The sequence below is a fragment of the Ruegeria sp. G10 genome (assembly GCF_056533645.1).
In genome coordinates this window covers 38,786-51,140 of the sequence record NZ_JBQFOQ010000009.1, presented here as the reverse complement: position 1 = coordinate 51,140, position 12,355 = coordinate 38,786, and the positions used below count along the sequence as shown (strand labels likewise).

Annotated in this window: 11 protein-coding genes; 2 read left to right on the top strand and 9 right to left on the bottom strand. The window is 60.9% G+C overall.

The window, feature by feature from the left end; all coding sequences use genetic code 11:
* Positions 1-266 precede the first annotated feature (266 nt).
* Positions 267-1,334: a PA0069 family radical SAM protein gene (locus tag ACR0KM_RS15350; RefSeq protein WP_480857554.1), complete on the top strand. Its 1,068-nt coding sequence runs from the start codon at positions 267-269 to the stop codon at positions 1,332-1,334.
* Here ACR0KM_RS15350 and ACR0KM_RS15345 read toward each other — a convergent pair.
* The 3 genes from ACR0KM_RS15345 to gltX form a co-directional block, all read right to left on the bottom strand.
* Positions 1,331-2,272 (bottom strand): autotransporter outer membrane beta-barrel domain-containing protein, encoded by a 942-nt coding sequence (locus ACR0KM_RS15345; protein WP_480857556.1) that lies wholly within the window; start codon positions 2,270-2,272, stop codon positions 1,331-1,333. The two genes, ACR0KM_RS15350 and ACR0KM_RS15345, sit on opposite strands and share 4 nt — an antisense overlap.
* A gap of 170 nt (positions 2,273-2,442) precedes the next feature.
* Positions 2,443-3,738: a citrate synthase gene (gene gltA, locus ACR0KM_RS15340; RefSeq protein ID WP_480819964.1), complete on the bottom strand. Its 1,296-nt coding sequence runs from the start codon at positions 3,736-3,738 to the stop codon at positions 2,443-2,445.
* Between the two features lie 121 nt (positions 3,739-3,859).
* On the bottom strand, positions 3,860-5,260 hold the full coding sequence (gene gltX / locus ACR0KM_RS15335) for a glutamate--tRNA ligase (protein WP_480857557.1): 1,401 nt from the start codon (positions 5,258-5,260) through the stop codon (positions 3,860-3,862).
* A gap of 78 nt (positions 5,261-5,338) precedes the next feature.
* On the opposite strand from gltX, the gene ACR0KM_RS15330 reads away from it, so the two are divergent.
* Entirely contained in the window at positions 5,339-7,366 is a 2,028-nt protein-coding gene (locus ACR0KM_RS15330) for a ComEC/Rec2 family competence protein (protein ID WP_480857559.1), read from the top strand.
* Here ACR0KM_RS15330 and lexA read toward each other — a convergent pair.
* The 6 genes from lexA to ACR0KM_RS15300 form a co-directional block, all read right to left on the bottom strand.
* On the bottom strand, positions 7,360-8,058 hold the full coding sequence (gene lexA, locus ACR0KM_RS15325) for a transcriptional repressor LexA (RefSeq protein WP_480529846.1): 699 nt from the start codon (positions 8,056-8,058) through the stop codon (positions 7,360-7,362). The genes ACR0KM_RS15330 and lexA overlap by 7 nt on opposite strands.
* A 70-nt stretch (positions 8,059-8,128) precedes the next feature.
* Positions 8,129-9,301 carry a molybdopterin molybdotransferase MoeA gene (locus tag ACR0KM_RS15320; RefSeq protein WP_480857561.1) on the bottom strand — a complete coding sequence of 391 codons (1,173 nt, stop codon included), beginning with the start codon at positions 9,299-9,301 and terminating at the stop codon, positions 8,129-8,131.
* On the bottom strand, positions 9,298-9,771 hold the full coding sequence (gene moaC, locus ACR0KM_RS15315) for a cyclic pyranopterin monophosphate synthase MoaC (protein ID WP_480857563.1): 474 nt from the start codon (positions 9,769-9,771) through the stop codon (positions 9,298-9,300). The genes ACR0KM_RS15320 and moaC overlap by 4 nt, the downstream gene beginning before the upstream one ends.
* On the bottom strand, positions 9,771-10,583 hold the full coding sequence (trpC, locus tag ACR0KM_RS15310; RefSeq protein ID WP_480857565.1) for an indole-3-glycerol phosphate synthase TrpC: 813 nt from the start codon (positions 10,581-10,583) through the stop codon (positions 9,771-9,773). The genes moaC and trpC overlap by 1 nt, the downstream gene beginning before the upstream one ends.
* Positions 10,580-11,599: an anthranilate phosphoribosyltransferase gene (gene trpD / locus ACR0KM_RS15305; protein WP_480857569.1), complete on the bottom strand. Its 1,020-nt coding sequence runs from the start codon at positions 11,597-11,599 to the stop codon at positions 10,580-10,582. The genes trpC and trpD overlap by 4 nt, the downstream gene beginning before the upstream one ends.
* Positions 11,596-12,177, bottom strand: coding sequence for an anthranilate synthase component II (locus tag ACR0KM_RS15300; RefSeq protein WP_480819978.1), 582 nt, complete (start codon positions 12,175-12,177; stop codon positions 11,596-11,598). Before ACR0KM_RS15300 ends, trpD begins: the two co-directional genes overlap by 4 nt.
* Positions 12,178-12,355: the final 178 nt, after the last annotated feature.

The window sequence follows — 12,355 nt, the reverse complement described above, 5'->3', positions numbered from 1 at the left end:
CCGTTTTGGCCATTTCGTCGCATCTCGACTGTGACGATTGCGACCTCGGCGGATACGGGACCGACCTATAGGCCGAATTATGGCGATTAGCGACGGAATTTTTCGCAAGATCATCTTGTGCAGCTTTCATTCTGCGCGTCCAAATCACGGTTTTGTCAAGTGAATTTGTTGGTTTGTACCCGTGCCGGAAAGGCCCGTTGGGGGCTCGCTCTTGTCGGGCCGTATCGTTTCCGCTAGGTAGATATTTTAGAACATAAAGGGAACAAATGGCGAGTCGACCAAAACCTGCAGGGCGCGGCGCGGCCTCAAATGCAACCGGTCGGTTCGAGCGGTTTGTGACCGAAATGGCCGATGATGGCTGGGATTTGCCCGAAGATTTACCGCCCCTACGAACCGAGGTCCGGGAAGAACTGGCCCGGACTGTCATCTCGTATAACAAATCCCCGGATTTGCCGTTTGATCGGTCGATTAACCCTTATCGCGGGTGCGAGCATGGTTGCGTATATTGCTTTGCACGCCCGACCCATGCCTATCTGGGCCTCTCGCCGGGACTGGATTTTGAAACGCGCCTGATCGCCCGTCCCAACGCCGCCGATGTGCTGGGTAATGAGTTGTCGGCGCGGCGTTACAGTGTTGCCACCATTGCCCTTGGCACCAATACGGACCCCTATCAGCCGATAGAGAAAAGTCGTGAAATCACAAGGGCCTGTCTGCAGGTTCTCAGCGCGTTTCAGCACCCGGTCGGGATTGTCACCAAGGGCGCACTGATCGAGCGTGATCTGGACATCCTCGCGCCCATGGCGCGTAAGAACCTCGTGCGGGTTGGGGTCTCACTGACCACGCTGGACGCTGAGCTATCGCGCCGGATGGAGCCGCGCGCACCATCGCCGCCGCGCCGGTTGCAGATAATCCGCCGACTGACCGAGGCGGGGGTACCGGTGCGGGTCATGACCTCGCCGATTGTGCCGGGTCTGACGGATCACGAGCTTGAGCACCTGCTTGAGGCAGGGTGCGATGCCGGGGCTGACGCGGCGAGTTGGATCATGCTGCGGCTGCCGCGCGAGGTCTCAGGCCTGTGGCAGGACTGGCTGGCCGAGCATGAACCCGGTCGGGCCGCCAAGGTCATGGCGCGACTGCGCGAGATGCATGGTGGCAGGGACTACGACCCGCGCTGGGGGCATCGGATGCGGGGCGAGGGGACATATGCCCAAATGGTCGCTCAGCGGTTCAAAGCGGCTTGTAAACGGGTGGGCCTTGCGATCAGAACACCGCCGCTGAGTACTGCACATTTTGCGCCACCACCACGGAAGGGTGACCAGCTTTCACTGTTCTAGAAACTGATGCCCAACCCGACCGTAAAGCCGTTCACCGTGTCACTGCCGTAATAGCGTACCATCAGCCGCGTTGTCGTGACCCAGGGCACCCAAGTGTCCGACAGATCAACCTCGACCCCGCCGCCCACGCGTGCCAGCCAGTCGGTACCCAGTACGATCGATTGATCCCCGATCAGATAGGACAGCGACAGATCACCGACCCAGCGCACGGGCCGCCCGAACATCCGTTTACCAGTCGGAAACCTGTACCGGGTCCACAGTACGGCATTGGCTGCGGTGGATTCGATCAGCAGGTCTTCATCATCGCCGATCGGCCAGTATTCAATGTGAGTGTAGCGCAGGCTTGCCTCGAACTCGCGATCATTCCGCAGGGGCAGGTCATAATCCACGGTCAGCGACCCGCCCGCGCCACCGGCCCATAACCCTCCGCTTTCGAGGAAATCGCGATCCAGACCCAGCCGGTTGGCGATGGCCTGTGCGCCGATCGAGGTATCGGATTGCGTGCGACCGACCGAGATATGCGCCATCGGGGTCAGCTTCCAGCGCTCGCCCAGATCGAATTGATACCCGATCCCGCCGGTCACCGCGAGGCTGGTCCACTTCAGGGGCAGGGCGGTGGTGTTGCCCGTGTCGCTGAAGGTAAGGACCGGATCATAGCGGGCATAGCCGATATACCCCTCAAGATAGAGCGGGATACCTTCGCTCAGCCGGAACCCGCCACCCAGCTGAGCGGATTTGAAGTCATACTCGCGGTTGCCGGTGTTCGATTCCAGCGAAATCGCGCTGGCCGAGTCATCGGGAATGCCCGCAAGGCTCAACACTGCAAGCGAACCTGCCGCGTATTCGCGCTGTATGTCCTTGAAGGCGTCCTCCAGCAGGATCTGCGCGGCGGTGGGCGTACCGAACAGCAGGGAAAGACAGAGAAGGCTTTTGCGCATGGTTCTTGGGGTCCGACGTGAATTTCGGCGGACAGTATGCGGGGTGGGTATCGCTGCAAAGACAAACAGACCGGCGCAGGGCCGCTTCGGTGCCAAGGGCTACATTTGGGTCACACTCATGACAAAGCCACGGCGAACCGGGGCTTTGCTGAACACTCTTGCATATCGGCTTAGCGCTTTTCGATATCCACGTAATCCCGTGTGGTTTCGCCCAGATACAACTGACGCGGGCGACCGATCTTGTTCTGTGGATCGGCGATCATCTCTTTCCACTGGCTGACCCAGCCGACGGTGCGCGACAGAGCAAAGATCGGCGTGAACATCGAGGTCGGGAAACCCATCGCCTCAAGAATGATACCCGAATAGAAATCGACGTTCGGGAACAGTTTCTTCTCGGCGAAATACGGGTCCTCCAGCGCCTCACGTTCCAGCTCTTTGGCGACCTGCAGCTTGGGATTGTCTTCAATGCCTAGCAGGTCCAGCACTTCGTCTGCCGACTGCTTCATCACCTTCGCACGCGGGTCGAAGTTTTTGTAAACGCGATGACCAAAGCCCATCAGGCGGAACGGATCGTTCTTGTCCTTGGCGCGCGCGATGTATTCGGGAATGCGATCGACCGAGCCGATCTCTTCCAGCATCTCAAGACAGGCCTGGTTCGCACCACCATGCGCCGGGCCCCAGAGGCAGGCGATACCGGCAGCAATACAGGCAAACGGGTTCGCACCCGAAGACGACGCCAGACGCACGGTCGAGGTCGAGGCGTTCTGTTCGTGATCCGCGTGCAGGGTAAAGATGCGGTCCATCGCACGGCTGAGGATCGGGTTCACCTCGTATTCTTCGGCCGGAACGCTAAAGCACATGCGCAGGAAGTTGGACGCGTAATCCAGATCGTTGCGTGGATACACGAAGGGCTGACCGGTGTGATACTTGTAGGCCCACGCGGCAATCGTCGGCATCTTGGCGATCAGGCGGTGCGAGGCGACCTCGCGCTGATGCGGGTCCGAGATGTCGGTCGAGTCGTGATAGAAGGCCGACATTGCGCCGACAACACCGACCATAATCGCCATCGGATGCGCGTCGCGGCGGAAGCCGCGATAGAAATACTGCATCTGCTCGTGCAGCATGGTGTGACGCGTGATGGTGGTCTCGAATGTTTCGAGATCCTTGGCCGCAGGCAGTTCGCCGTAAAGAAGCAGATAGCAGACTTCCAGAAAATGCGATTTCTCGGCCAATTGGTCGATCGGATAGCCACGGTGCAGCAGCTCGCCCTTTTCGCCATCAATATAGGTGATCGTGCTGTCGCAACTGGCTGTCGAGGTAAAGCCGGGGTCGTACGTGAACACATCGGCCTGATTATAGAGTTTGCGGATGTCGATGACATCTGGGCCAGCCGTTGGTGAGTGTACCGGCAGCTCATATGTGTTGCCATGGACAGTCAGGGTCGCTGTTTTTTGGCTTTCAGTCATGTGTATCCCTTCTTCATTCATGCGCATGTCGGTTCGCTGTCCGACGATGCGGGCAACGGCTGCGCGCAGTCGCGCAGTCCGGGTCTTATCGGAGCAGCGTTACCCGAATATGAAGCCGGGATCAGGTCGCTGCGTCAGAAAGCCGTGCCAGGGTTTCATCCCGCCCAAGCACAAGCATCATGTCAAATACCGAAGGTGTGACCGCCCGGCCAGCCAGCACCGCGCGCAGCGGACCCGCCAGTTTACCGAACTTAATTCCTTTCGCTTCCGCGAAGGAATTCAGGGCCTCCTCCAGTTCGTTCCGAGACCAGCTAGCATTTTGCAGATGCGGCGTCAATTCTTCCAGTATACCGTCGGATACCGTCGACAGGGCTTTTGCCGCTTTCTCATCCGGCACGATGGGCCGCGATGTCAGCACAAATTGCGCCTTTTCAAGTAGTTCCGGGAATGTCCGTGCGCGATCCTTGAGGCAATACATCGCACGTTCCAGATCACCGGATTGTGCATCGCTCAGGCTTGGCAGGCTTGCTGCGGCCAGATATGCTTGGATTTCTTGCCGCAATGCAGCATCATCCGAGATGGCGATATGCTGCCCGCAGAGGTTTTCCAGTTTCTTCAAATCGAACCGCGCGGGGCTTTTGCCGATCCCATCCAGATCGAACCACTCCTGCGCCTGCGCGTCGGTGAAGAATTCGTCGTCTCCGTGGCTCCAGCCCAACCGGGCCAGATAGTTGCGCATCCCGGCGGCGGGGTAGCCCATCGCCTGATACTCTTGTGCACCAAGCGCGCCGTGGCGTTTCGACAGTTTCTTGCCGTCGGGCCCGTGGATCAGCGGGATATGCGCCCAGACCGGAACATCCCAGCCCATCGCCTCGTAGATCATCATCTGTCGGGCGGCGTTGTTCAGGTGGTCATCACCGCGGATCACATGGGTGACGCCCATATCATGATCATCCACCACAACGGCCAGCATATAGACTGGGGTACCATCGGACCTAAGCAGGATCATGTCATCCAACTGATCGTTGCGGATCGTCACATCGCCCTGCACCTGATCCCGGATCACTGTTGCCCCGTCCTGCGGGGCCTTGATGCGGATCGCAAACGGCGCATCCGGGTGCGAGGCTGGATCAGCATCGCGCCAAGGACTGCGGAACAGGGTGGATTTACCCTCGGCCCTTGCCTGATCACGAAATGCCGCGATTTCGTCCTGCGTTGCAAAGCACTTATACGCCTTGCCCTCGGCCAACAGCTGGTGCGCCACCTCTGCGTGACGCGCGGCCCCTTCAAACTGGCTGATGACTTCGCCATCATGATCCAGCCCCAGCCACTCCATGCCTTGCAGAATCGCCGCTGTTGCTTCTGGGGTCGAGCGTTCGCGGTCGGTATCTTCGATGCGCAGCAGGAATTTACCGCCACGACCCCGCGCATACAGCCAGTTGAACAGCGCAGTGCGCGCGCCACCGATGTGCAGAAAACCGGTGGGAGAAGGGGCAAAACGAGTGACGACCTGATCGGACATTGTGTGGATTAACCTTTTGGTAACCGTAGCGGGCATAGTTTGGCGACTATCTACCCAGCCCGAAGGACGGGGGCAACCATGCGTGTTCTGGCACAGGCCAAGGTCGCGTTGCTGACCCAGCGCGGATACTTGTTTCCATGGGCTCCGGTCTGTCTGGCGGCGGGGATCGGTTGGTATTTCAGTCTCGGGTTCGAGCCAGAGTTATGGCTCTATGCCTGTGTGACTGTGTTGATGGCGATCTGTCTGATCATCACCAGATGGATGCATGCAGCATGGTCGCCCCTTGCAATAGGCGTGGCATGCGTGTCGGCAGGATTTCTGCTTGCCGGTGCGCGGGCTCATGCGGTTGCAGAGCCGGTCTTGCAATGGCGCTACTATGGCCCGGTCGAGGGGAGGGTCGTGGCGCTCGACCGCTCTGCGTCGGACGCGCTGAGGGTGACACTGGATCAAGTGCGGATCGGGGGCGATCCCGCTGATCAGCGACCTCGGCGCGTCCGGCTCTCACTGCATGGCGGTTCGGCGGATCTGTCGCCGGGGCAGAGGGTCATGACAACGGCACATCTGTCGCCGCCGCAGGGGCCGGTGGAACCGGGCGGCTTCGATTTCCGCCGCCACGCGTGGTTCCAGCAACTCGGTGCCGTTGGATACACCCGCGTGCCGGTCTTGACGATCGAGCCCGCGCATCAGGGCGTCGATGGTGTACGTGTTACCGCTTGGCGCATGGCGATATCAGATCGCGTACGTGCGATTTTGCCCGGCGAGGTTGGAGGTTTTGCTGCCGCCGTCACAACGGGTGATCGCAGCGGGATGGGGCAGACTACGCTGGAAAGCCTGCGCGCCTCGAATCTGGCGCACCTGCTGGCGATTTCGGGGCTGCATATGGGGTTGCTGACGGGCTTTGTCTTCGTCGCCTGCCGAATCGGGCTGTCGTTGGTCCCGACAGTGGCCTTGCGCCTACCTGTACGCAAGCTGGCTGCGATCTGCGCGCTATGCGCTGCAACCGTCTATCTGTTCCTTTCGGGCGGCAATGTCGCAACCGAGCGCGCCTTCGTCATGGTCTGTGTAATGCTTGGCGCGGTGCTCATAGATCGCCGCGCCATCTCGCTGCGCGGCGTGGCAGTTGCCGCTCTGATTGTTCTGGTGTTGCGGCCAGAAACGCTGTTGAGCCCGGGATTCCAAATGTCCTTTGCGGCGACCACAGCGCTGGTAGCCGTTTTCGGAGCGTTGCGTGACCATGGCCCGCTGTCCGGTCCGAAATGGCTGGCTCCTGTCTGGGCGCTGGTGATCTCATCAGGCGTTGCCGGTCTGTCCACGGCTCCGATCGGGGCGGCGCATTTCAACACGATGTCGCATTACGGTCTGGTGGCGAATCTCGTCTCGGTGCCGGTCATGGGCACTCTGGTCGTGCCCGCAGCAGTGGTGGCCGCGCTGTTGGCGCCGTTCGGGCTTGAGGCGTTGGCACTGCAGGTCATGGGGTTCGGGTTACGCTGGATACTGGCCGTGGCTGCGTGGACCTCGGGCCTTGATGGGGCGCAAGGTCGCATCGCCAGCCCGCCGGATTTTGTGCTGCCGGTGCTTGCGGGCGCGCTGTTGTGGCTGATCCTCTGGCAGGGTCGCGCGCGGTGGTTGGGCGTTGGCCCAGCTTGCATTGCGCTCGCAATGTGGGGCCAAGGCCACAGACCCGAGGTGCTGATCGCGGACACGGGCGGGCTGGTCGGCGTGATGACCGATACGGGTCGCGCCCTGAGCAAAGAAAAAGGCAGCGGCTTTGTCGCCTCGGTCTGGTTGGAGAATGACGGGGATTCTGCGGATCAACCCAAGGCGGCGGGGCGGTGGCCGAACGCATCGCACGGCGTACAGCGTTATCTGATCGGGGGCAAGGAACTGGTGCATCTCACCGGTAAGCGCGCTGCACTCGCATTTGACGAATGCAGGCAAGAGCAGATTGTCATCGCCCCTGTGGCTTTGAACCTGAGTGGAGAGTGCGGCGTCTATGACCCTGACAAGCTGGGGCAAACCGGCAGTCTGGCGTTGTCGGGCGGAAAGCTGCGCAGCAGCGCAGAGTTGTCGGGCGACCGGCTGTGGTCGCCCAAGCGTGATCAGTAACTGCGGATCAGGCCCACGAGGCGACCCTGCACCTTGACCTTGTCCTCGGGTAAAACGCGTGTCTCATAGGCCGGGTTTGCAGCCTCAAGCGCGATCGCCTGACCGCGCCGGAAAAAGCGCTTCAAGGTGGCCTCCTGATCCTCAACCAAGGCGACAACGATATCCCCGTTATCAGCGGCTGAGGTTTCTCGGATCACCACGACGTCGCCATCATTGATACCAGCGTCGATCATCGAATCCCCGCGCACCTCAAGCGCATAGTGTTCGCCCGCGCCCGAAACCATCGAGCCCGGCACGGCAACCCGATGCGAGACATGGCTGATCGCCTCAATCGGGACACCGGCGGCGATGCGGCCCATGACCGGCAGCTCCAGCGCATCCACTGTCACCGGCTCGAAATTCGCCGGGCGCGGCCCTTCGGGACGGTCGCCTTCGATCACGCGGGGCTTGAAACCTGCGGTGGGCTCTCCTCCAAGGCTTTCGGGCAGCTTCACGATCTCGATCGCGCGGGCCCGGTGCGCAAGGCGGCGGATAAAGCCACGCTCCTCCAAGGCGGTGATCAGACGGTGGATGCCTGATTTCGACCGCAAGTCCAACGCGGCCTTCATTTCATCAAAACTGGGCGGAACACCGTCCGCCTGCACGCGTTTGTGGATGAATTCCAGCAAATCCAATTGCTTCTTGGTCAGCATCGCTCGCACCTCATCGCTCATGCGTTTTCTTTTGTTCTACGCATGTTCACGTTTTGTGTCAACGGATTTGCTAGATCGGCAGGTACAGCACCTCATCGCCGGCATCTCGCGGCGGGTCATGCGGCTGGCGCACCAGCAGCGCATTGGCCTGCGCCAGAACGCTGAGCAGCGAGCTGTCCTGATCATCACAGGCGCGGATGCCATCCTGATCCAGAACGGCCCGCATGTAGTGCTCGCGAGGGCCATTCTGAGCGATGGGCGCAGACAGGCGGGCGCGTTTGAACGGGTTCAGAACCTGCTCGATCCCCAACATGCGCCGTATCATGGGGATCAGGAACAGATAGCCGCAGACCATCGCGCTGACCGGATTTCCCGGCAGACCAACCATGGCCGCATCGCCAAGCCGACCTGCCATCAGAGGTTTGCCGGGACGCATGCGGATTTTGTAGAAAGATCGCTCCATCCCCAGCGCTTCGGAGACATCCGAGACCAGATCATACTCGCCGACCGAGGCCCCGCCGATCGTGACCACCAGATCAGCGCCCTGTGCCAGACCAAAGGCGGTTTCCAGCGACGCGACGGTATCCTGCGCGATGGGCAGCACCCGCACATGCGCGCCAGCTTCCTCCAGTAACGCCTTGAGGCCAAAGGTATTTGACGCGATGATCTGATCGGGGCCGGGGGTCTCGCCGGGCATCACCAATTCATTGCCGGTTGAGATCAGCGCCACCACCGGTTTGCGCGTCACCGGGACCGAGGCGATGTTCATCGCCGCCATCAAAGCGACATCTTCAGGGCGGAGACGTCGTGGTGCCGAGATTTGCGCACCAATGGCGAAATCGACGCCTGCGGGACGAATGTTGGTTTTCGGGCCGGGTGCATCCGTAATGGTGATCAGATCGCCGCGTCGGTCGATGTCTTCCTGAATGACCACAAAATCCGCGCCATCGGGCACGGGCGCGCCGGTGAAGATGCGGACCGCCTGGCCGGGTCCGACCGTGCCCTCAAATCGCTTACCTGCCGCCGCTTCGCCCACAAGTTTGAACATGGCGTGCAGTTCAACCTCGGTCGCCTTAACCGCGTAGCCATCCATAGAGGACGCGGCAAAGGGAGGCTGATCTCGAGTGGCCGCAACGTCCTGCGCCAGTACGCGTCCCGCAGCTTCGATCAGGAGAACAGTCTCAGCAGGCAACGGAGAAACGAGGTCAAACAGTAGCGCGCGGGCGTCTTCGACTGAGATCATGTCGCCTCGTAGCGGCCTGATTTACCGCCATCTTTCAGGAGAACGCGGATGCCACCGATCTCCATTGCTTTGTCGACGGCCTTGGTCATGTCATAGACCGTCAGAGCCGCCGTCGAGACTGCAGTCAACGCTTCCATCTCGACCCCGGTCTGGCCCGAGGTCTTGACGGTTGCCTCAATCCGCACGCCCGGCAGGTCCGGGTCCAGCGTCAATTCCACCGCCACCTTGGTCACGGGCAACGGATGGCAGAGTGGGATCAGGTCCGGCGTTCTCTTTGCCCCCATGATCCCGGCAAGCCGCGCAACGCCCAGAACATCACCCTTCTTGGCGCGACCTTCTGAAATAAGATCAAAGGTTTCCTGCGCCATCCTGATGTGACCTGCGGCAACAGCAACCCGGTCAGTCACCGCCTTGTCCGAGACGTCAACCATATGGGCCTGACCCTGGGCGTCGAAATGCGTCAGCGGCATCACATCACCCCCGGGATCAGCGGGTTGGCGAGCAGGTTTCGGGTGGCCGAGGCGACGTCCTCCTGCCGCATGAGGCTTTCGCCGATCAGGAAGCATCGCGCGCCATAGCGGGCGATATCGGCCAGATCGGCGGGCGTGCTCAGGCCGCTTTCGCAGACGATAGTCCGGTCTGCGGGGACCAGTTTCGACAGGTGCCGCGTTGTGTCAAGACTGGTCTCGAACGTCTTGAGATTGCGGTTATTTATCCCGATCAGGGGGCTTTTCAGCTGCGTCGCGCGCTCAAGCTCTGCAGCGTCATGCACCTCGATCAGAACATCCATACCCCAGTCAAAGGAGGTCTGTTCAAGTTCTGCCGCCTGTGCATCCTCGACCGAAGCCATGATGATCAGGATGCAGTCAGCACCCAACGCACGGGCCTCGACCACCTGATAGGGGTCATACATGAAATCCTTGCGCAACGCAGGCAGCGAACAGGCAGCGCGCGCCTCGGTCAGGAACTCTTTGGCACCCTGAAAGCTGGGCGTGTCGGTCAGCACCGAAAGGCAGGCGGCGCCGCCGTCTTCATACGCTTGGGCCAGCGCAGGCGGGTCGAAATCCTCTCGGATCAAGCCCTTCGAAGGGCTGGCCTTTTTGACCTCTGCAATCAGCCCGTAACCGGTGCGGGTGGCGGTTTGCAGCGCCTTGGCGAAACCGCGCACTTCCGGCGCGTTGCGCGCCTCGGATTCCAGCGTTTCCAGTGATTTATGCGCCTTGTCTAAAGCGACTTCTTCCAGCTTGTAGGCTTTGATCCTGTCCAGAACGGTCCCGGTCATGCGGCTTCCTGTGTAATGCGTGCCAGAGCGTTGATTTTGTTCCGCGCCTTGCCGCTGTCGATGCTTTCGCGTGCCATGGCGACACCTTCGCGCAGGTCGTCTGCGGCATCGGCCACGACCAGAGCGGCGGCGGAGTTCAGCAGCACCGCGTCGCGATAGGCCGAGGGTTGCCCGTCCAGCAAAGCGCGGAAGGCGACTGCGTTTTCTTCGGGTGTGCCGCCGAGGATATCTTCGAACGGGTGTACCGGCAGGCCTGCGTCCTCGGGATGAAGTTCGACCTCTTTGACTGTGCCGTCCTCGACCGAGGCGACCCAGCTGACGCCGGTGATTGTCAGCTCATCCGTGCCGTCTGACCCGTGGACCAGCCAGGCGTGTTCGGCGCCCAACAGGCCCAGCGTTTCGGCCATGGGGCGGATCAGCTCTCGACTGAACGCCCCTGTCAGCTGGCGTTTGACGCCTGCGGGGTTGGTGAGCGGGCCCAGAATGTTAAAGATCGTGCGCGTCCCAAGTTCCTGCCGCGAGGGCATGACATGGGCGATCGCTGGATGGTGCATGGGGGCCATCATGAAGCCGATGCCAACCTCTTGCAGAGATTTTTCAACCACTTGCGGTCCGACCATCACGTTGATTCCGAGTTGTCCCAGCGCATCCGCCGCGCCCGATTTTGAACTCAGGTTCCGGTTGCCATGCTTGGCCACTGTCACACCGGCACCAGCTGTTACAAAGGCCGTCGCGGTCGAGATATTCAGGGTGCCTTTGCCGTCACCCCCGGTGCCAACGATGTCAATCGCGCCTGCCGGAGCCTTCACCGCGTTGCATTTCGCACGCATCACTGCGGCGGCGGCGGCGTATTCGTCCACCGTTTCACCTCGTGTGCGCATCGCCATCAACAGCCCGCCGATCTGGCTGGGCGTCGCGGCACCGTCAAAGAGGATGCCAAAGGCCTGTTCAGCCTCGGCACGGGTCAGAGGCCGATCCGCCGCAGCGCCGATCAGCGGTTTCAGGGCGTCGCTCATGCGGGGACTTTCATCTCATTCAGGAAATTCTTGAGCAGGGCATGGCCGTGCTCGGATGCGATGGATTCGGGATGGAACTGTACACCGTGGATCGGCAACTCGCGATGCTGCAGGCCCATGATGGTGCCATCTTCAAGCTCTGCCGTGATCTCAAGACAGTCGGGCAGGGTGTCGCGATCGACGACCAGCGAATGATAGCGCGTGGCCTCAAAGGGCGATGGCAGCCCGGCAAAAACGCCTTTGCCCGTATGGTTCATCGTGCCCATCTTACCATGCACGATCTCATGGCACCGCACGACCTTGCCGCCAAAGGCCTGACCGATGGTCTGATGGCCAAGGCAAACCCCCATCAGCGGCGTCTGTGTCTCGGCGGCGGCCTCGGTCAGCGCCAGACAAATGCCCGCCTGATCCGGGTCGCAAGGGCCGGGGCTGAGCAGGATGCCAGCCGGGTTCATCGCCATCGCTTCCTGCACATCCAGCGCATCATTCCGGCGCACGACCATCTCGGCCCCAAGCTCACCGAGGTAGTGAACGAGGTTGTAGGTAAAAGAGTCATAGTTGTCGATCAGCAGCAGCATTTGAGCACTTATCTTCCTAAGGGCATTTCAGGCTGGCGATGCAGCCCATAGCCACGGTATGATGTCGGGACATACATGCTCAGGCTTGTGCGGCAGCGTCAAGAGGACATACCGATCTTGGCACCGTGCAGGTGAGCGCCGCAGCAGACGGTGCACGGGCGGTTGAGGCACGAAACAA

Coding starts and splice junctions, on each gene's coding strand:
- ACR0KM_RS15350 (WP_480857554.1), top strand. CDS start 267: ATGGCGAGTCGACCAAAACCTGCAGGGCGCGGCGCGGCCTCAAATGCA.
- ACR0KM_RS15345 (WP_480857556.1), bottom strand. CDS start 2,272: ATGCGCAAAAGCCTTCTCTGTCTTTCCCTGCTGTTCGGTACGCCCACC.
- gltA (WP_480819964.1), bottom strand. CDS start 3,738: ATGACTGAAAGCCAAAAAACAGCGACCCTGACTGTCCATGGCAACACA.
- gltX (WP_480857557.1), bottom strand. CDS start 5,260: ATGTCCGATCAGGTCGTCACTCGTTTTGCCCCTTCTCCCACCGGTTTT.
- ACR0KM_RS15330 (WP_480857559.1), top strand. CDS start 5,339: ATGCGTGTTCTGGCACAGGCCAAGGTCGCGTTGCTGACCCAGCGCGGA.
- lexA (WP_480529846.1), bottom strand. CDS start 8,058: ATGCTGACCAAGAAGCAATTGGATTTGCTGGAATTCATCCACAAACGC.
- ACR0KM_RS15320 (WP_480857561.1), bottom strand. CDS start 9,301: ATGATCTCAGTCGAAGACGCCCGCGCGCTACTGTTTGACCTCGTTTCT.
- moaC (WP_480857563.1), bottom strand. CDS start 9,771: ATGCCGCTGACGCATTTCGACGCCCAGGGTCAGGCCCATATGGTTGAC.
- trpC (WP_480857565.1), bottom strand. CDS start 10,583: ATGACCGGGACCGTTCTGGACAGGATCAAAGCCTACAAGCTGGAAGAA.
- trpD (WP_480857569.1), bottom strand. CDS start 11,599: ATGAGCGACGCCCTGAAACCGCTGATCGGCGCTGCGGCGGATCGGCCT.
- ACR0KM_RS15300 (WP_480819978.1), bottom strand. CDS start 12,177: ATGCTGCTGCTGATCGACAACTATGACTCTTTTACCTACAACCTCGTT.